Here is a 19,818-nt window from a genome sequence, read left to right as displayed (position 1 = left end):
CGTTGTGTGGGAAATATTTGGGCACGCTAAAGGGGAGCCGACACCTTTCGGTATCGACTCCCCTATCGTTAGCAACGCCAGTAGCGCTGGCGGAACGCTGGCTAACCGTTCAGGTTCACGCGGTGAATCTCAATGGTTGCACGTGCCGGCTTCTTAGCGGGCTTCTCGGGTGCCTTCTCGTCCTCGGTCGCCTTGTCAGCAGATTCCTCAGACTTTGCGGACTTCTCAGACTTCGCAGCCTTCTCAGCCTCGGCGGGTTCCTCCGAAGAGTCGCCCTCAGCCTCGTCAGCATCCTCAGCGTCCTTGAAGCTGCCGCTCTCCACCTTCGCGGTGTGCTCACGAATCTGAGGCTCACCCAAACGCAGCGAAGCATACAGCGGAGCAGACACGAACAGCGTACCGAACATGCCCACCAGAATACCCACGAATAGCGACAGGGACAGGTCCTGCAGAGTACCCGCACCCAGGATGAACGCACCAATGAACAGGATCGCGCCCACCGGCAGAACACCCACAATAGCGGTGTTAATCGAACGGACCAGGGTCTGGTTCACCGCCAGGTTAATCTGCTCGGCAAAGGTCGTGTCGCGGCGTTCCAGCACATCCTCGGTATTCTCGCGGATCTTATCGAACACCACCACCGAGTCGTACAGCGAGTAGCTCAGAATCGTCAAGAAACCAATAATTGCACTCGGAGTGATCTCGAAGCCGAACGCGGCGTACAGGCCAACCGTCACCACCACGGTGAAGAACAGGCCCGCAATAGACGCCAACGACATCTTCCAGGTACGGAAGTAGAACGCCATACCAATCAGCGCAAGCACCACAAACGCGACCAGACCCCAGAACGCCTGACGGGTCACATCCGCACCCCAGGTCGGGCCCACAAACGAAGAGGTCACGTCATTCTCAGAGACGCCGTAACCCTCCTGCAGAGCCGCCTTCACCTGCAGAGTCTCATCATCGCTGAGCTTGCTCATCTGGGCACGAATCGTACCCGGCGCAATATTGGTCACGCGAACATCCGAAGCGTCCTTCGCCTTCTCGTGAATAATGCGCTCACCCGTAGCAGTATCAACGTGCGCAGTCTTCGAGACCACGAACTCCGAACCGCCACGGAAATCAATACCCAGGTTGAAGCCGCCACCAACAGCCGGAATCAGAACCGAAACCGCCATCAGCACAGCCGCAAGCAGCAGCCACAGGCGGCGCTTACCCACGAAGGGGTACGAGCGGGCACCCGAATGCAGGTCATTACCGAAGCGGGCAAAAGCATTAGGTTTCACATCGGTAGCCATGCTTAGCTCTCCTTCTTCTCATCAGAAGCAGACTCGTCAGCCTCAGCGGCAGCACGCTCTGCACGGCGACGCTCAGCGATGCTCAGCTGCTTCTCCTCCGGGCTGCGGAGGCGACCGGCACCACGGTACAGCGGCGTAGCGCCCAGCGACTCAGGCGACAAGCCCGAGTGGCGGTGACCCTCACCGAAGTAGCGGGTATTCGCCAGCAGAGTCAGCATCGGGTGGGTGAACAGGTACACGACCACAAGGTCAGCAATCGCAGTCAAACCAAGGGTGAACGCGAAGCCCTTCACCGAACCGACCGACACCACGTACAGCACCACAGCAGCCAGCAGGTTCACAGCCTTCGACGCCAGGATAGTGCGGGATGCACGCTGCCAACCGTGGTTCACCGCCGACGGGATCGTGCGGCCCGCACGGATCTCATCACGGATACGCTCAAAGTAGACGATGAACGAGTCAGCCGTAGCACCAATCGCCACAATCAGACCCGCCACACCAGCCAGGGACAGGCGGTAGTTCAACGCCCAACCCAGCAGCACAATCGCCTCATACGAAATGATGCCAGCCACAACCAGCGACATCATCGTGACAAAGCCCAGCAGACGGTACTGGAACAGCGAGTACACGAACACCAGCAGCAGACCAATCAGACCGGTCAGCAGACCCACACGCAGCTGCTCCGAACCCAGGGTCGCAGAAATCTGCTGCTCCGACTGGATCGTGAAGCTAATCGGCAGAGCACCGTACTTGAGCTGATCGGCGAGAGCCTTCGCCTCCTGCTCGGTGAAGTTACCGGTAATCTGCGGCTTACCGTCAGAGATCACTGCCTGCGACACCGGGGAGGACAGCACCTTGCCGTCCAGCAGAATCGCGAAGCGGGCACGCGGATCGTTTGCGTTCTGTGCACGAATCGCGTTCAGGCGAGAAGTAATATTCTGGAACTTCTCACGAGCAGCATCGTTGAACTGAATGTTCACAGCCCAACGGCCCGTAGTCACGCCCTGACCGGTCGTCTCCTGCGAGTGGCTTGCGGTAGAAATATCGCTACCGCTCAGCTCCACAGGACCCAGAATGTACTTCTCCTGACCGTCAGTGGAACACGCCACCATCGGCTTAGTCGGGTCCGCACTATCGGCGTCCTCATTACGTGCCGCGGTGCAGTCCTTCGCCTCGTACTGCTTGTACAGGTCCGCAGTAATCCAGTTACGGTCCGAACCATCAGTCGGCTCCGCGGAGGGCTTGGGCAGCTTATCGTCCGCAGTGCGGGCATCCTCAGCCACCGCAGTACCGGCACCAGCTACAAGAACCGGGCGGAACGTCATATTTGCAGACGCCTGAATCAGCTGACGAGTCTCAGCGCTAATCGTTCCGGGAACCGAAACAACCACATTATTACCCGAACCGAAAGAGGTCGTAACCTCCGCCTCCGAAACGCCAGCACCATCAACGCGCTGACGAATAATCTCAACCGCCTGGTTCAACTGCTCCTGGGAGACGTTCTCATCCGAAGAGCCGTTAACCTTCGGAGAAAGAATCATCTGAGTACCACCCGAAAGGTCCAGGGCGAGCTTCGGTGCCCAAGAACCTCCCGAATAGGTGCTACCGAAAATACCGGCAGCCATAACAACCATGAGCAGGACCATCGAGAGGAGCGCCCCTCGCGCGGCTGCAAGCGGTGAACGCTTAGCCATAATGTTCCTTCTTCGTGTGAATAGAATTGAGTGTTCTACAGATTCCGTAACGCGAAAACCCGACGCCGCTCATGGGGCGCCGGGCTCATACGCGCTGAATTACTTAGCAGTATCAGAAGAGGTATCGGAAGCGGGAGCTTCGGATGCGGTAGCCTCGTACACGTCCTCGGTCAGGGGTGCCGCGGGGGCTTCCTCCTCAACGACAGTCATAATCGCGTTCAGTGCCAGGGTGATAACAACACCGTCCGCAATCTGAAGCTGCAGCTTGTTGTTCTCAAGGTCAGTGCTGACAACGGTGCCGTAGATGCCGGAACCAGTCATCACCTGGGTGCCGGGGACGAGAGACTGCTGCATTGCGCGCAGTTCCTCCATCTGCTTACGCTGACGCTTCTGGGCGGAGAACATCATCCATGCCAGCAGCGCCATCATGGCAATCATAATCAGGAGGTTAAAATCCATGGTCTCACTTTCACATCCGCACCCGTGCCGCTCACCGCGAGGGTTGAGCGTACCAGAAGGTGTGGAATCGTAGATACAGTACGTATCCATCCTACGCGAGAGCATGAGCTTTAGCGCCCCGAACCAGCGTTTTTGTGAGGTTAACCTGAGTTTTGGACTCTCTCGGCGTAATTTTCTGTTCCCAGAAGAAGCTACAGAGAAGCCCGCGGGAGACTGATACCTCCCACGGGCTACTACAGTGTTATCAGCTGGTGCCGACCTAAAGCTGATACGGATCTAGAGCTGAATCTCCGGGGCTTCCAAGCCGAGGTGCTCCCACGCCGCGGGCAGAGCCACACGACCGCGCGGGGTGCGACCAATCAGGCCCTCACGCACCAGGTACGGCTCGGCAACCGTCTCCACGGTCTCCGTCTCTTCACCCACCGCAATGGCGAGGGTGGACAGACCCACCGGGCCACCGCCGAACTTGTGAATCAGCGCCTCCAGCACGGCGCGGTCCAGACGGTCCAGGCCGCGCGAATCTACCTCGTACATGTCCAGCGCGGTTGCGGCATCGGTCGCATTGATGCGGTCCACACCGTTGACCAGTGCCCAGTCACGCACACGACGCAGCAGGCGGTTCGCAATACGCGGCGTGCCGCGGGAACGACCGGCAATCTCGGTGAAACCCTCGGAGGTAATCTGCATATCCATCAGACCCGCACTGCGGCGAAGCACCAGCTCAAGCTCCTCCACCGAGTAGAACTCCAAGTGACCGGTAAAGCCGAAACGGTCACGCAGAGGACCCGGCAGCAGACCCGCACGGGTCGTCGCACCCACCAGAGTGAACTGCGGCAGCTCCAGCGGAATGGAAGTCGCACCCGCACCCTTACCGACCACAATGTCCACACGGAAATCTTCCATCGCCATGTAGAGCATTTCCTCAGCAGGGCGGCTCATACGGTGAATCTCATCCAGGAACAACACCTCACCGGGAGTCAGCGAAGACAGAATCGCCGCCAAATCACCCGAATGCTGAATCGCCGGACCGGAGGTAATGCGCAGCGGCGCCTCCATCTCTGCCGCAATAATCATCGCGAGAGTGGTCTTACCCAGACCGGGAGGGCCAGACAGCAGCACATGGTCGGCGCTACGACCACGCATCTTCGAAGCCTCCAGCACCAGGGACAGCTGCTGACGCACACGGCGCTGACCCACAAAGTCATCCAGGGACTTAGGGCGCAGTGCCGCCTCAATCATCTTCTCTTCAGGCTCTTCTTCCATCGCCACCAGGCGCTGGGCGGGAGCTGAAGACGCCTGAGTGCCGGGCACCTGACCGGGAAAATACCCGCCGGAAACCAGGGACGCCGCGGCCTGGGGATCGTAGGGATTCTGGGTCATAAAATTCTTCTTTCGTGGAGTGAGTGAGGCGCGAGGTAACGGGCGCGCCAAAATCGGCCGGGGTCAGCCAAGGGCTCGGCGAGCGGCCCTAGTGGCGACCTACCGTGTTCTGCGTACCCAGGGATGCGAGCACACCGCGCAGAGCCACGCCCACCGGCTCGCTCTCGGCGGCGGGATTGTGCTTCACGTACGCGTCGATGGCGGCGGAGGCGTCCTTCTCGCTCCAGCCTAGGGAGGTCAACGCATCCAGCACCTGCGGCTTCCACACGATGCCCTGGCTCAGCGGTAGCTCGTCGGTCTGGCCGTCGCTCAGAATCAGCTTGCCGGCAAGCTCCAGCACGATGCGGCGGGCACCCTTCGGGCCGATGCCCGGAACCTTCGTGAAGGCCTTGTCGTCACCGGTGGCCACGGCTCGCTCCACCTCAGCGGCAGTGTGAACACTCAACACCGCCAGAGCAATACGCGGACCAATACCAGAAACCGAAAGCATCATATCGAACACTTCACGCTCGGCAGGCTCCGAAAAACCGTACAGAGTCATCGACTCTTCACGCACAATCATGGTGGTCAGCACGGTAGCTTCCTCGCCGGTGCGCAGCTTGGAGAGAGTACGCGCAGTAGCGTACACGAGCATGCCGAAACCGTTCACGTTAATCACCGCATGATCAAGGCCCACCTGAGCCACACGACCGGTCAGGGATGCAATCATTTCTCTCCACCTTTCAACACCGCGCCCCGAATCAGGCTCGCGGCAGTGTGAGGGCACCGGGCACTCCGGCACCCACAGAACGCACTCCCCCAGTTCAACGGGGAGACACTACAAGTATATTAGAATATTTCTTCTGAAATCAAGCATATATTCGAACTTCTTAGCGAATATACGAGAGTCAGCGCGAGGGGCACCGGAGCCCACGACGGCACCTCTAGCGGCGAGCGCGCGCCTCCGCCTCCATCCAGGCGCGCTGCGCGGGGGTCAGCGAACCCGCACGGCGAGCCTTCGCGGGCCGCGATCCCTGGTGCGTCTGCGTCTGGGCCGACATGTTAATACCCGAACCGATGCCGCCGCCGCGCCAGCCGTGACAGATGGCGATGGCCAGCGCATCGGCCGCGTCCGCGGGCTTCGGCATGGCGTTCAAGCCCAGAATGCGGGTCACCATACGGCCCACCGACGCCTTATCGGCGCGGCCGCTACCGGTCACCGCCGCCTTCACCTCCGAGGGGGTGTGGAAGAACACCGGCACGCCACGCATCGCCGCAGCAGAAATCACCGCGCCCGAAGCATGCGCCGTACCAATCACCGTGTTCACCTGCTCCTGCGCAAAGATACGCTCAATCGCCAGGGCATCCGGCTTATAGGTATCCAGCCAGTGGGAGGCGGCGTTGAAAATCCAGAGAATACGCTGGTCCAGGGACTCCGCCGGGATTGTGCCGGCAACACCCACGTTCACGAAGTGCGCCTTACGGTCGGCGGTCATATCGAGCATGGAGAAGCCGCAGCGGGTCAGACCCGGGTCAACACCCATGATGCGGGTCGCACCCGGCACACGTTCCACAGCGGCGGCGGTACGGTTCTCGCGCATGCTATCGCGTGCGGCAGGTTGAGCGGCGGCCATCATCTCCCCTTTCGACAAACTCCCTATAGAATCTCTAGATTCTAGCCCTTCAGAATCCTAGCACCCGGCACTGGGGTGTGCCACGAGCACGGTCGCTACAAGAGCAGTCACTACAAGCACGGTCACCGCGAGAACAGTCACCGCGTGCCCCGCGAAAAGTACCCAGCGCCTCCCCCAAATAGCCCCAAGACGCTAAGAAGCCACTCCCCCAACCAGCCACCCTACGGCGGCTCGGTTAAAGGAGCGGCTTCTTCAAGCATCAGATATCAGAATCCGAGTGATTACTCAGCTTCCAGCTCTGCCATAACCTCGTCAGAGACGTTAGCGTTCGAGTAGACGTTCTGAACGTCGTCGAGCTCTTCAATAGCGTCTGCCAGCTTCAGGAACTTCTTGGCGCCCTCGGCGTCCAGGTCGACCTGCATGGTCGGGCGGAAGACCGGGTCGTCGTTGTTGTACTCCAGGCCAGCCTCGTCCAGTGCCTTACGGATCTCGGGCAGGTCGGTCGCTGCGGAAACAACGGTGAAAATATCGCCCTCGTCCAGAACCTCTTCGGCACCTGCATCCAGAACAGCCATCAGAACGTCGTCCTCGGTCAGACCGTCGGTCTTGGTGACCTCAGCAACGCCCTTACGCTCGAACAGGAACGCAACCGAACCCTGGTCAGCCATGGTGCCGCCGTTACGGGTCACAGCCAGGCGAACCTCAGACGCTGCACGGTTACGGTTATCGGTCAGACACTCGATGTACAGGGCGGTACCCTGCGGGCCGCGTGCCTCGTACATAATCTCGGTGTAGTCGATGGTCTCACCGGTCAGGCCGGCGCCACGCTTGATAGCGCGGTCGATGTTGTCGTTGGGGACGGAGTTCTTCTTCGCCTTCGACACAGCAAGGTCAAGAGCGGGGTTACCGGCGATATCGGCGCCACCCATACGTGCCGCAACCTCAATAGCCTTAATGAACTTCGCGAAAGCCTTCGCGCGCTTAGCGTCGATAGCAGCCTTCTTGTGCTTAGTAGTCGCCCATTTAGAGTGACCCGACATTCGTATCTCCCTTAGTCAAAACCTCCGTGCGGGCACGGCGAAACGTCCCACGCACCGTACTGTACTCACATAACTATACCGTAGCGGAGGCGCACACCACCTCAGAAAGTGCACGCCACCGCCAGGAATAGGCTAGCGGGGGCGGGACGCAGCCGAAGCGCGCGCCTTCTCCACCAGCGAGTCGTCAATCGTGTTCGGCGTGAACTCGCCAAACTTACGCTTAGCCGCCTGCTCAATCAGGTAGTCCGAAATCTTCGGGTTCTTCGGCAGCAGCGAACCGTGCAGGTAGGTGCCAATCACGTTGTGCACGCGCGCACCCTCATACGCATCGGTCACGTTGTTACCCTCACCCTTGGTGACGGTAGCCAGCGGGGTGCAGCCGGGGCCCAGGTAGGTCAGGCCCGAGTGGTTCTCAAAACCAATCACGGTGCCGAACTCCTCAGACTCCTCAACAATGTTGCCAATCAGGCGGTCATCGCCGCCGACCGTATGCGCATCAAAAATGCCGATACCCTTCAGCACCTCACCCTCACGGGTGCGAAACTCCTTGCCGAACAGCTGGTACAGGCCACAAATGACGAGCATCGGTACGCCAGCCTCAGCCAGCGAGCGCAGCGTGTCACCGTTAGCGTGCAGGTCGTCCTGAATCACGGACTGGCCGGAGTCCTGGCCGCCGCCACCCAGAATAATGTCAACATCTTCCGGGAAGGGCTGGCCGGGGTTGTGGTCCAGAATCTGCACGTCGAAGCCGTGTGCCTGCGCGCGGCGGGCCAGCGCCAGGGTGTTGCCCCAGTCGCCGTAGATGTTCATGTCCAGCGGGTAGAGCTGCACGATGCGCAGCGTCTTGCCGTTGTTCGGGCCGGGCGCCGGGGTGCCCTCAAAAGTGTGAGTTGCCGTCATTAGGAAACCCTCTCAACGTCAGTGATCTTTGCGAGCTCTTCACGCAGAGCCAGCATTGCGGTGTAGGTGCAGAAAATACGCATGGGCGCGTTACCGCTGGAGGCGATGAAGCCCTTGAGCGCATCGGCGAGATTCTCGTTGACATCGTCAACCTTCACGCCGTCATGCTCCAGACGCAGCGCCATATCCCAGGCGCGCACACCCGAAACCATCTGCACGCCGGTCTTCTTCAAGCTGTCGAAGTCAACATCCCACAGCCAGGACACGTCACGACCGTCAGCGTACTGGTCGTTAATCGTGATCATGGTGGCGTAGTCGTCAGCGTTCGCGCTCGCCAGGGACAGGCGGAAACCGCTCGGGTTCTTCACGAGCAGCAGCTGCAGCGGGCGGCCGTTCACGTTCAGGGTCTCACCGCGACCGAAGGCGGGGGTAATCTTCGCCAGCTCCGCGATGAGCTTATCTTCGTTGAGCTTTTCGCCCATGACGGCGCGGGTCAGCGCCATAGCGCCAGCCGCGTTGAAGATGTTGTAGATGCCGTAGAGGTTGATTTCGCCGACTCGCTCTACGCCCGCCAGGTCGAAGGTTGCGGAGGTGCCGGAGAAAGCGGTCAGGGTGACGTCTGCGTCGGGCAGGGTTGCCTTCGCGACGGTGCCGCCGCGCATCTCATCGTCCGAGGGGAAGTACGAACGCAGGGACTCATCCAGGCCGTAGTACTTGACGGTCACGCCAGGCTGCACGTTCTCAGCGAGGGAGCGGATGCGCGGGTCCTCACGGTTGAGCACCACGGTGCCGGTCGTTGCGGAGGCGACGGTCGCCAGCATGCGGCGGGTCGTGTCAATCTCACCGAAGCGGTCCAGCTGGTCACGCAGAACGTTCAGCAGCAGAGCGTAATCGGGCTTGACTGCCTTCACGAAGTGCACGGCGTGCGCCTCGTCCAGCTCAAGCACAGCAATATCAGCATCAAGCTTGCCGCCGAGGGTCATCTCGCCCAGCAGTGCCGCAGCGACACCGCGCACAAAGTTCGAACCGGTGCGGTTAGTGAAAACCTTCAGACCCTGAGCTTCAAGCAGCTGCACAGCCATCTTCGTGGTGGTGGTCTTACCGTTCGTGCCGGAGACAACAACCACGCCGTAGGGCAGCTTCGCGAGCTCTTCAGCGACGAAGTCGGGGTGCAATTTTTCCATGACAAGGCCGGGGAAGGCGGAGCCGCCGCCGCGAAGCTTAGTCGCGGCGCGTACGCCCTGGCCGAGAAGACGAATGAGGGGTTTGGACATGCTTACCATTTTAGTACACGCACGCCAGCGGCTGAATGGCCCGCCGGGCTCGTTCGCTCATGCCGGACGGGGCGGGGTTACTGGGGTTTTGGTGCGGGGTTTGGTTCGGGCGGGGTGGGGTTTGGTGCGGGGCTCCGGCTAGGGCGAAGCGCCGGGGGTATTAGAACAGCGAGCCCGCTTAGAAGAGCAAGCCCGCTTAGAACAGAGAACCCTGCACCCTCACCCGCGTGAACTCCTGCGCCGGCTCCACCAGCACATTCCGCCACGCGGCAGTATTCACCAGGAACGCCGCGTCAGCATCGCCGGTGTGGGCGCTCAAAAACTGACCCGCCGCGCCCGTGCAGAAGAAGCCAGCCGCCCCGCTCTCAGTACCGGAACCACCCAGACCAGATTCACAGGGCGCCAGCGGTTCGGGCGATTGCGCGCGCAGAGCCGCATACGGGCGGTTCATGGCAAGCGACGGAATCCACGGCTCATCCAGGGCGGTGAGCGGCACCTCCGGCTCGGTGCGCGCCAGTTCGGCGAGCGCTTCGCGGGCGCGGGCAACCGCCTCCTGGTGGGCAGAGCGAAGCTGCGCGCCAGGCAACGGGTTCGTCCAGGCGCGGTACTTGCTCGCTACCTGCTTGACCTGCGGAATCTTCGCGAGGGCGGTCACGGCGTCTTCGGCGCGGCGAATGGCAAGGCCGTCGGGTGCGAGCGCAATGTAGGTGGCGGTGGCGACCGCCTGCTCGTCCAGGCGGCGCGGGGTCGAATGCAGGGAGCTCGTGCCGACCTTGTGCGTGCCGTCGGGGAAGGTCGCGATGTAGAGGCGATGCTCCAGCATGGCGTAGGCGCGCATGGATTCGGTGAGCGTTCCGGGGTACAGGTGCGCACTGTGCAGGGCGGTAAATTCGTCGCGGGCGGTGCAGCGCGGGCACTGCTGGCCACGCTGGATGCGGGCACCTTCGGGACAGGGTACGCGGCGGATTCCCGCGGATTCGGGGGCGGCGTCATTGCTCGTACCGGTGGTGTAGCCGGCGCAGTAGCGGTAGAGTTCCCCCTCGCTATCGCGCGGAATGCGCAGCCCCAGGTAGGCGCCGGGGGTCAGCGGAATCTGGATGCGAACCCCGCTCGGAACGCCACGCTGCGCAGGGTTGCTTTCCTGGTTAGGGGCGCTCTCCCCCGCCGCTTGAGACGCCCGGTTATGAGTTCCTTCCGCGACCCCGCCGGGCACGACCGGTTCCACTTCAATGAGCGGGCGGCGGTTGGACCAGCGGATCTGCCTCCAGATGAGCAGCTGCGGCGCGCCTGCTGAATCCCCGACAGCGGCATTATTACCGGCGGCGGGCGCAGCACTAAACTCGTCGAAAGCAGTCTCAAGCAGGTTGGGGTAGTCCATAGCATTCCACTCTAACGGGTCTGGTACATCTAGTGCTGGCAAATCTAGCGGGTCTGGCGGGTTCGTGGCACGACCGGCGGGCTCACCCTAGACGTTCCGCACATTCCCCGCGCGCTCGCCCCCACACGCATCTGCCACGCGCATCCGCAGAACACAAAAAGAGGCCAGCGTCCTTCACGCTGATCCGCACCCCCGCAGTGTTGCCGTGCGTTCACGCACGGCGGGGTGGGTTCTCAGCTGAGGCGCTGACCTCTGTGGTTGAGGCAGGGCGCTTACCCTGCCAAGCCCGAAAACGATCGGTGACCGCTATTTTTCGGTGAGCTATGCGGTGTTCATGGAAGCCGGAAGCTTCCCCGCAGCGTCGCTGCATTTAAAACTTTGCCATACATAGCAGACGTAACATCATTCAAATACGCGTCGACTGCCTAATCTGCGCATTTATGAAGCAGAATTTCTATGCACTAGCTGGCAAATTGAAGCAATTAGTGCAAAATTTCAAAATCACCAAGCCGCTCAGCCGGACTATCTGACGGATGATCCACGCCATCTAGCCGAGGCGAGCAAACCCCTCCGCAATAGCCACGCGCATATCATCCAGCGTGCGGGACATTGTCTTGGTGTGAGCGATAATCGGCAGGAAATTTGTATCCCCACTCCAGCGCGGCAGAATGTGCTGATGCAGGTGATCAGCAATGCCCGCTCCGCCCACCTTGCCCTGATTAATGCCAATGTTGAAGCCGTCATTATGCGACACCTCGCGCAGAACCTTCATGGCGAGCTGCGTCAGCTGCGCAATCTCCATGGTTTCTGCCTCGGTCGCATCATCGTAAAACGGGATGTGGCGATACGGGCAGACCAGCAGGTGCCCGGGGTTGTACGGGTAGAGGTTGAGAATCACGAAGGCATGCTCGCCGCGGTGCACAATCAGCGACTCTTCGTCACTGCGACTGGGCGCGGTGCAGAAGGGGCAGGTCTTCTCGGTGTAGTCCTTCTGGCCACCGCTCACGTAGGCGGTGCGGTGAGGGGTCCACAGGCGCTGGAACTGGTCCGGTGCGCTGGGTAGCTCGAAGGAATCCTGCACCGAGGCTGCGGTGCCATGCTCGGGGGTCGTGTTCTCGCTCATAGTCCCATTCTATAGCCCGCACGCGGCAACGGGAACGCCCCGTCCGTCGTGCGTGCCAGATATGAGATAACTCCCCCGGCAGCGCGCTTAGCTGTGTTGCTTTTCCAGGTGAATGATGCGGGTGGCACCCTCAAAGGTCATGGGGAAGCTCAGCACGCCGTCCTCCATGACGAATTCCTTGGTTTCCTTATCGGAGGCGTACGGTGCGTGACTCAGCTTCGCGCGGTCCACGCGCGAAATGTAGCTGAAGTTGCCGGTCTTCGCCTCGAAAGTGCCCGTCCAGAAGGGGGTTGCCAGCTCTTCGTGGTTCAGGTGGTAGGTGACCTCGATAATGCCGTCGTGAATGACGGCGTCCATGTAGTTCTCAAGGTTGGTGGAGTCCTGCTGAACCCAGGTGCCGTCCATGATTTTCTGCGAGCGCGCAACGGCTGCAGAGGAAGGCATGGGCGCCGCGGTGTATGCGGCAGGCTCCTGGTTGCTCGTGTTGTCCGGCGCGGGGGTCTCAGTGGGCTGAGTCGCGGTCGGGTGAATCGACGGGTCCTGCGAGGTATTGACCGCCGCCTTAATTCCGGTGCTGTCGTCGCCGGGGGCGGGAACGGCGCTGGGCTCGACGGTTTCAAAAGCTGCGGGGTCAACAACCGCACTTGCGGAGGCGTTATTCGGTGCGGGTGCGCACGCGGTGAGGGAGAGCGCGCTGACGAGTAGAGCGAGCGCGCCCAGAGTGGACTTAGGTGCCACGAACGTGTCCTAACAGAGTATGTGTTTGAGTGAGTTTGTGAGTTGAGTGGTGCCTCCCCGTGAGTGAGGTGGGGATACGACAACACCCCGTAGCGCATTGAGGCTACAGGGCGTTCGATAACCGGCACGGTAGATAGTTTATAGGCTCTGGCTAGGAGTTTCACCAGTAGCGATCATTTTTAAATGATAGTTTGGTCACATTAGACCTTAAGTTGAGGAGTTTTTCGCGCACACGAGCCCCAATTTGCACTCTCCACGGGCTAATTTTGCCTCGACAAGGCGAAATATCCCGCACGGTGGCGTGGGCGGCAATTTTCTTGCCTTCGTCTTGCCTTCGCGTGGGCTCGGCACCCAAACCCACCGCTTCAATAAGTATGCGGTGTGGGTTTGAGCGCCAAGCCTCAACTGAACTGTTATATCTGCGCTGCTATCTGCGCTACCGCAACCGAGCCGCTACAGCCCGGTTACTGTCCGCAGGGTATTTGCGAGCGGACTACTGCTTGCGGGAACGTAGCGAGGACTTCTCACGAATAATCGTGAACGTCTGGCGGGTCTCCTCCAGCAGGGCGACCGGCTCCTGCTCGCGCACCGCAACCTCATGAGATGCCGAGGAGTCGGCAGGTTCACCAGCCCGCGCGGCGCCGGGCGCGGTGTTCGGGGTAGCCTCCGCAGAAGCTGCCGCAGCAGCACCCGGAGCGCCAGGAGTACCAGGGGCAGTAAAGCCCGCGGCGGCGCTGAAACCGGCGCGGCGTGCCGCCTCCGCATCCGAAGGAACCGGGTGCACACCGTCTTCATCCACGACCTCACGCAACGTGTAGTCGCGGGCTTCACGGCGCGCATACTCACGAGCCAGCAGGGCACGCAACTCAGAAATCTCCTGGCGAAGATCGTCCACGTCAGCCTTGGTTGCGGGGTACTCCTGCTCCTCCCTGCCACCAAACTTTTCGATAATCCAGCTGGCGAGCGCACCGGTCGCAACCGCGACCAAGCCCCCGCCGTACAGCATGACGATCACGGCGATGACCCTGCCGATACCGGTGACCGGGTAAACGTCTCCGTAGCCGACCGTGGAGAGGGTCGTGAACATCCACCAGTAGGCGGTGGGCAGGTCACGAATCATCGCGCCCGGCTCGGAGGACTCCACCGAATAGATCGACAGGGCAAACATGATGATGAAGATCGCGGTGTATCCGAAGAGCTTCACCGCCAGCTCTGAGAGCCTCTTATATTGGCGGTTGGCGGTCATATAAATCATGGAGAGGAAGCTGACAATACGCCACGCGGGCAGCAGCACAATCGCCAGGTTCATCAGGTTATGCGTGATGAAGTAGAGTCGCCGCGGCGCCAAGTACAGGCGAATGCAGTAGTCGGCGGCGAATAGGCCCCACAGGATCATCTGAATGATGTTGAGGTACGCGTCGTACGGCTCCTGAATGCGTGTGCTCATGATGGGCGCGGCGAACGCGAGCAGGTACAGTACGGACGCCACGAACATGGGCGTGGAGGAGCGTTCCTCCCACGCCGCCAGGTTCTTCTCGCCGCGGTACTTGCTGAGCGTGCGGAACAGGCGGGTGCGCGGGGCGCGACGCGGCGGGTCCGTGACGGTGCGGGTGACCGTGCGGATAGTCGTGGTGTGCGTTTCAGGTTCGCCTACATCAATAATCTCGGCGTCACCATCGGGGTTACCCTGGGTGCCCGCTTTCTGGTCGCCCTTGCCGTGCGGGTGATGCGTGGTGCGGGTGATGCGACGCTCCTCGCGGTGCGTACCGTCCGGCGCGTCGGTGGTGGCGTATTCTTCGACGACCTCTTCGTAGTCGTCGGGGTCCAGGTCGGTGGAGTAGACGGAGTGGGTGCTGTCCAGGCGGGCGCTATCAATCTGCACGGCATCAACCTGTACTGCCTCCATGCCGGGGGCGGTAGCCTCTGCGGGGCTACTTGCTGCAGCACTAGTTTTGGCGGCACTGGATTCTGCCGGTGCCGACTGGGTATAACCAGCCTTCGTGGTATTCTCAGCGGCGGCTTCAGATGCGGTAGTTTCAGATGCAACAGTTTCAGGGCGCGCAGACGCACCCACCGGGCTGTTCCCCGGAATATTGCCCGAGGTATTCCCCGAGGTATTGGGTGCTGTGCCGTTCTTTACCGTGTTGTCTGTCTGGTTCTGTTCTGCCTTATCCATAGTGTGAATGATACTCCACGCCGTTGCGTTTGCGTTTCTATTTCGTTGCACTGTGACCTTGTGCTGTGACCTTTGGGCGGCGGTCTTTACACCGCGGTTTTGTGCACGATACTGTGTCGAAATCGGGCGGCGGTTCGGTTGCGGTGGAGAACCGTTCGGGTGCGAAGATGACGGTGTATTGTGCGGGTGTGGATCGTAAGGAGCGTAGTGTGCCTGCGGGTGGCCGCGTGTTTGTGGAGGATTTGGGGGTGCGTGCTTCGGCGGGTTCTCCCCTGTTTTGTGGTGTGGTGACTTCTGATAGTACTGCTAGCTGGAATGTTACGGCCCTCGGCGGGCGTGCCTAAGAGCAGCTGCGGCGCTAATAAAGCCTGCACAAGGGAAAACAGGCACCTCTGGTAACGATTATCTTTTGTATTAGAGGTATATTAAGAACGGACTACCCGCCGTTATTAACCAGCCGTTATCAATCAATGGAGATACACCGATGACCGCTCAGTCGCCTGATACCACTGAGGTTGAACTTCCCAAGTTCTACGAATTCATTCCCAGCATTCTTGCTTACCTATCTGACGGCAACTCCCGCACCAATAAAGAGATTTATAGCGCTGTAGCAGAGCGCTACCCGCTTTCTGACGAGCAGCTACTACCCTACCTGCCGAACGGCAAGCGTCCCGTCTATGTGGACCGCATTAGTTGGGGCTTGACCTATCTCAAGATGTTCGGTGCGGTTGATTCCCCTCGCCGCGGTCAGCAGGTTATTTCTGACGAAGGCTTGAAGCTGATTGAGGCTCATCCTGGGAGCATCCCCGATGATGTCGTCGCGCATATCGTTCGTTCCGCCCGCAGCACGCGTGAGCGTTCCCAGTCTGATAGTTCCGAGCAGGACCCGCAGGAAACCCCGAAGACCGCTACCAAGACTGTTGCCGTCACGACTGCACCCTCTGAGGTGTCTGATAGCACCCCGCAGGAACTCATTGATGAAAGCATCACTCAGATTGAGTCCGCGCTGACGCACGATATTTTGGAACGCGTCCGCGCAATGTCTCCGACTGCTTTTGAGCATCTGGTGGTGGATGTTCTGTTGGCGATGGGCTACGGCGGCCCGGCAGGACGCGGCACCGTTACTCCGGCTTCCAATGACGGCGGCGTGGACGGAATCATTGACCAGGATGCGTTGGGTCTTTCAAAGATTTATGTCCAGGCTAAGCGTTACGCCAAGGACAATGTGGTGGGACGCCCTGCCCTTCAGAGCTTTGTGGGCGCACTGCATGGCAAGGCAACGCAGGGAGTGTTCATCACGTCGAGCTCCTATACGTCTGACGCACGCGGCTATGCGGAGGAACTTGGTGGCGGAGTTTCCCTCGTTCTGATTGATGGTGAGCACCTGGCGCGCCTCATGATTAAGTACGGTGTTGGCGTACAGGTGGCACGCACGTACACCATCATGAAGCTTGATGAGGACTTCTTCGACGAAGCCTAAACGTTACACAAGCGTGGGGTGGAAAGCATGTAGCTTTCTGCCCCACGCTTTCTTTTGGGTTAGCCGCCTTTTGGGTTAGCCGCTGGAATGTTACAACCCTCGGCAGCCGCGCCTAAGAGCAACCGCGGCGTTCAGAGTGTGGTGGGTGCGCCTCCGCAGGCCCGGGCGTATTCCCCCGGAAAGCCAGCAAATACGCGGCAAACCACCGCATCAGCACGGTGTATAACCCACCCCCTTTATGGTGACAAGTAGTCGCCAAGCTTAGCCATAGCTAAGCGGAAAAGACGGTGTTCAAGAGCACATACTGAAAGGTAAGACAGTCTCACTAAGGAGATTCATCATGACCACCGTTGTGTCAAACACTTCCAAAGCACTCAAGTCCCCCTACGAGGACACCCTCAAGCGTCTACTCTCCGATGCGCGCGCAGAAGCCGTCGAATCCAGCGTCTCCGAACTCGAGCGCCTGGCAATCTCCCACGACGCATCCCACTACCTGCTCGTGCCCGCCGGCCTGGTCCGCCCCGACTCCGCCGAAGACGTCGCCAACATCTTCCGCGCAGCCGGCGACCTCGGTCTGCCGCTGACCTTCCGCTCCGGCGGCACCTCCCTCTCCGGCCAGTCCAGCGGCGACGGCCTCATGGTCGACACCCGCCGCCACTTCAAGAAAATTGAGGTCCTTGAAGACGGCAAGAAGGTGCGCGTGCAGCCCGGCGCGACCATCATGATGGTCAACAACTACCTGGCACCCTACGGCTACAAGCTCGGCCCCGACCCGGCATCTTGGTCCGCCTGCACCATCGGTGGCGTGGTCGCGAACAACTCCTCCGGCATGTCTTCGGGCACCAAGTACAACACGTACAACACCCTCGACTCCATGGTGTTAGTGCTGCCCAGCGGCACCATCATCGACACCGCCGAGCCGGACGCCGACCAGAAGCTGCGCTCCCTCGAACCTGAACTCCACGAGGGCCTGCTGCGCCTGCGCAAGCGCGTGCTTGAGAACCCCGAATCCATGGCGAAGATTCGCCAGCAGTACTCCATGAAGAACACCATGGGTTACGGCCTGAACTCCCTGGTCGACTTTGAAACCCCCGTGGACATTCTGCAGCACCTGCTGATTGGTTCGGAAGGCACCCTCGGTTTTGTTGCTTCGGCTACCTACCACACCCTGCCGATTCTGAAGAACATTTCCACCGGCCTGCTCGTGTTCGACAACCTGATTGATGCTGCACGCTCCGTACCCGAGCTGGTTGCCAACAAGCTGGCCACCGTCGAGCTGATGGACGCCACCAGCATCCGCGTGGCTCAGCGTACCGGCCAGGCTGCGGAGGCGCTCGCCGCCATTGACGTGAAGGACCACGCCGCCCTGCTGGTTGAGTTCCAGGGCAACTCCGAGCAGGAGCTGAACGACCTGGCTGCCGCTGCGGCACCCATGTTTAAGAGCCTGCCCGTGGCGTCGCCGGTGTCGATGACCAGCAAGCTGTCTGAGCGTAACGCACTGTGGGCTGCCCGCCGTGGCCTGTACACCACCGTGGCGGGTAACCGCCGTTCCGGCACCAACGCACTGCTCGAAGACGTGGTTGTGCCCGTCGAGGTTCTGGGTAACACCTGTAGCGACCTGACCAAGCTGTTCGATTCGCACGGCTACAAGGATTCCGTGATCTTCGGCCACGCGAAGGACGGTAACATCCACTTCATGCTGAACGAGCAGTTCCGCGACCCGAAGCAGCTGGACCGCTACCGCGAGTTCACCGAAGAAATGGTTCAGCTGATTCTTGCCGCTGACGGCTCGCTGAAGGCTGAGCACGGTACCGGCCGCATCATGGCGCCGTTCGTGAGCCGCCAGTTCGGTGAGGAACTCTTCGACGTGATGCGCCAGATTAAGCGCCTCATTGACCCGAAGGGCTTCATGAACCCCGGCGTTCTGCTTGCCGAGCCGGACACCGACTACGTGACCGACCTGAAGGTCGCCGAAACCGTCGAGGAAGAAGTCGACCGCTGTGTGGAGTGCGGCTACTGTGAGCCGGTCTGCCCCTCCCGCAACCTGACTTTGACCCCCCGTAAGCGTATTGTGCTGCGCCGTGAGATTGCTGCCGCTGAGGTGAACGGCGATCACGAGCTCGCTGAGCGCCTGCGTAAGGAGTACGAGTACTACGGCATTGAGACCTGTGCTGTGGACGGCATGTGCCAGACCCGCTGCCCCGTGAACATCAACACCGGTGACCTGATTCGCCGCCTGCGTTCTGAGAACCAGGACAAGCTGGCCGCTACCGGCTGGAAGATCGCCGCACAGCAGTGGGGCATCATGGATAAGGTTGCCGGTAAGTCCCTGACTGTGGCTAAGAAGCTGCCGTTCCCCGTGGTGCACGGCACCACCAACATTGCCCGTAAGGTCATGGGCGACGACACGGTTCCTTCCTACAAGAAGGACCTGCCGGTCGGTGGCCCGGCACGTAAGCCGCACAAGGACGCAACCGCTGAGATTGTGTTCTTCCCCGCCTGCGTGAACTCCATGTTCGGCGGTGTGGATGGCGACGGCAAGCACGACCCGGTCAACGCAACCCAGGCGTTCATCCGCCTGTGCGAGCGTGCGGGCGTGAAGTACCGCATCCCCGACAATATTGGTGAGATGTGCTGCTCCACCCCGTGGAAGTCGAAGGGCTTCACCGACGGCTACTCGATTATGAGCGACCGCGTGCTGAAGTCCCTGTGGGAGGCTACTGACGGTGGCCGCCTGCCGGTCGTGTGTGACGCTTCGTCCTGTACTGAGGGCCTTGAAGTGATGCGCGAGAAGGTTATTAAGGCGCTTGAGCACAAGATCGTGAACGGCCTGAAGCCGGGTGAGCCGGACTACTCGCGTCTGCGCATGTACGATGCGGTTCAGTTCGCCGCCGATAACATGCTGGACAAGCTGACCGTGTCTGCTCCCCTGCCGTCGATTGCTCTGCACCCGACCTGCTCCATGACTCACTTGGGTACTCAGCCTGCGTTTGAGAAGATTGCGAACGCGATGAGTGACGACGTGTACGTGCCGAAGCACTGGGGTTGCTGTGGTTATGCGGGTGACCGCGGTATGCTGCACCCCGAGCTGACTGCGAGCGCTACGGAGGCTGAGGCTGCGGAGCTGAGCGAGCAGAAGCAGTTCGCCGCATACATTTCGGCTAACCGCACCTGTGAGCAGGGCATGACGGAGGCAACCGGCCACACCTACCAGAACGTGCTGCAGCTGCTCGAACGCACCACCCGTTAATTAGGGTTGAGCGCA

Annotated in this window: 16 protein-coding genes; 3 read left to right on the top strand and 13 right to left on the bottom strand. The window is 60.6% G+C overall.

From position 1 onward, the window contains the following. Window positions 1-101: 101 nt before the first annotated feature. The 13 genes from secF to HMPREF2894_RS06000 all read right to left on the bottom strand — a co-directional run bounded on the left by secF (window position 102) and on the right by HMPREF2894_RS06000 (window position 15,073). On the bottom strand, window positions 102-1,298 hold the full coding sequence (gene secF, locus HMPREF2894_RS06060) for a protein translocase subunit SecF (RefSeq protein WP_049342019.1): 1,197 nt from the start codon (window positions 1,296-1,298) through the stop codon (window positions 102-104). 2 nt (window positions 1,299-1,300) lie between these two features. Beyond that, a complete protein-coding gene (gene secD / locus HMPREF2894_RS06055) occupies window positions 1,301-2,992 on the bottom strand; it encodes a protein translocase subunit SecD (protein WP_070678272.1) in 1,692 nt (563 codons plus the stop codon). A 99-nt stretch (window positions 2,993-3,091) separates the two neighbouring features. Next, complete coding sequence (gene yajC / locus HMPREF2894_RS06050; protein WP_049345512.1) at window positions 3,092-3,451, bottom strand: preprotein translocase subunit YajC; 360 nt, start codon at window positions 3,449-3,451, stop codon at window positions 3,092-3,094. 276 nt (window positions 3,452-3,727) lie between these two features. Then, a complete protein-coding gene (ruvB, locus tag HMPREF2894_RS06045; RefSeq protein WP_172855776.1) occupies window positions 3,728-4,714 on the bottom strand; it encodes a Holliday junction branch migration DNA helicase RuvB in 987 nt (328 codons plus the stop codon). A 205-nt stretch (window positions 4,715-4,919) separates the two neighbouring features. Next, window positions 4,920-5,540, bottom strand: coding sequence for a Holliday junction branch migration protein RuvA (gene ruvA / locus HMPREF2894_RS06040; protein WP_070678266.1), 621 nt, complete (start codon window positions 5,538-5,540; stop codon window positions 4,920-4,922). 214 nt (window positions 5,541-5,754) lie between these two features. Continuing rightward, window positions 5,755-6,411, bottom strand: coding sequence for a crossover junction endodeoxyribonuclease RuvC (gene ruvC, locus HMPREF2894_RS06035; protein ID WP_070678442.1), 657 nt, complete (start codon window positions 6,409-6,411; stop codon window positions 5,755-5,757). Between the two features lie 314 nt (window positions 6,412-6,725). Next, window positions 6,726-7,484 carry a YebC/PmpR family DNA-binding transcriptional regulator gene (locus HMPREF2894_RS06030; protein ID WP_049342025.1) on the bottom strand — a complete coding sequence of 253 codons (759 nt, stop codon included), beginning with the start codon at window positions 7,482-7,484 and terminating at the stop codon, window positions 6,726-6,728. 132 nt (window positions 7,485-7,616) lie between these two features. Then, complete coding sequence (locus HMPREF2894_RS06025) at window positions 7,617-8,384, bottom strand: type 1 glutamine amidotransferase (protein WP_049356834.1); 768 nt, start codon at window positions 8,382-8,384, stop codon at window positions 7,617-7,619. Then, a complete protein-coding gene (locus tag HMPREF2894_RS06020; protein ID WP_070678263.1) occupies window positions 8,384-9,667 on the bottom strand; it encodes a Mur ligase family protein in 1,284 nt (427 codons plus the stop codon). The genes HMPREF2894_RS06025 and HMPREF2894_RS06020 overlap by 1 nt, the downstream gene beginning before the upstream one ends. 187 nt (window positions 9,668-9,854) lie before the next feature. Continuing rightward, window positions 9,855-11,036, bottom strand: a complete 1,182-nt coding sequence (locus HMPREF2894_RS06015) for a hypothetical protein (protein WP_070678260.1) — start codon at window positions 11,034-11,036, stop codon at window positions 9,855-9,857. A gap of 547 nt (window positions 11,037-11,583) precedes the next feature. Then, window positions 11,584-12,159: an HIT family protein gene (locus tag HMPREF2894_RS06010; RefSeq protein WP_070678257.1), complete on the bottom strand. Its 576-nt coding sequence runs from the start codon at window positions 12,157-12,159 to the stop codon at window positions 11,584-11,586. An 87-nt stretch (window positions 12,160-12,246) separates the two neighbouring features. Then, on the bottom strand, window positions 12,247-12,897 hold the full coding sequence (locus HMPREF2894_RS06005) for a hypothetical protein (RefSeq protein WP_049350128.1): 651 nt from the start codon (window positions 12,895-12,897) through the stop codon (window positions 12,247-12,249). Window positions 12,898-13,390: 493 nt separating this feature from the next. Then, window positions 13,391-15,073 (bottom strand): potassium channel family protein, encoded by a 1,683-nt coding sequence (locus HMPREF2894_RS06000; protein WP_070678254.1) that lies wholly within the window; start codon window positions 15,071-15,073, stop codon window positions 13,391-13,393. Window positions 15,074-15,186: 113 nt separating this feature from the next. On the opposite strand from HMPREF2894_RS06000, the gene HMPREF2894_RS09045 reads away from it, so the two are divergent. The 3 genes from HMPREF2894_RS09045 to HMPREF2894_RS05990 all read left to right on the top strand — a co-directional run bounded on the left by HMPREF2894_RS09045 (window position 15,187) and on the right by HMPREF2894_RS05990 (window position 19,803). Beyond that, window positions 15,187-15,417 (top strand): hypothetical protein, encoded by a 231-nt coding sequence (locus HMPREF2894_RS09045; RefSeq protein WP_141744435.1) that lies wholly within the window; start codon window positions 15,187-15,189, stop codon window positions 15,415-15,417. A gap of 140 nt (window positions 15,418-15,557) precedes the next feature. Next, the gene (locus HMPREF2894_RS05995; RefSeq protein WP_070678251.1) at window positions 15,558-16,553 is read left to right on the top strand and encodes a restriction endonuclease; all 996 of its coding nucleotides are present in this window, start codon (window positions 15,558-15,560) and stop codon (window positions 16,551-16,553) included. A gap of 340 nt (window positions 16,554-16,893) precedes the next feature. Then, window positions 16,894-19,803, top strand: a complete 2,910-nt coding sequence (locus tag HMPREF2894_RS05990; RefSeq protein ID WP_070678246.1) for an FAD-binding and (Fe-S)-binding domain-containing protein — start codon at window positions 16,894-16,896, stop codon at window positions 19,801-19,803. Window positions 19,804-19,818 lie beyond the last annotated feature (15 nt).

Source organism: Rothia sp. HMSC066G02, assembly GCF_001813145.1.
Taxonomy (GTDB): Bacteria; Actinomycetota; Actinomycetes; order Actinomycetales; family Micrococcaceae; genus Rothia.
Note: the sequence above shows the minus strand (reverse complement) of the source record. Positions and strands in the feature narration are given on the sequence as shown.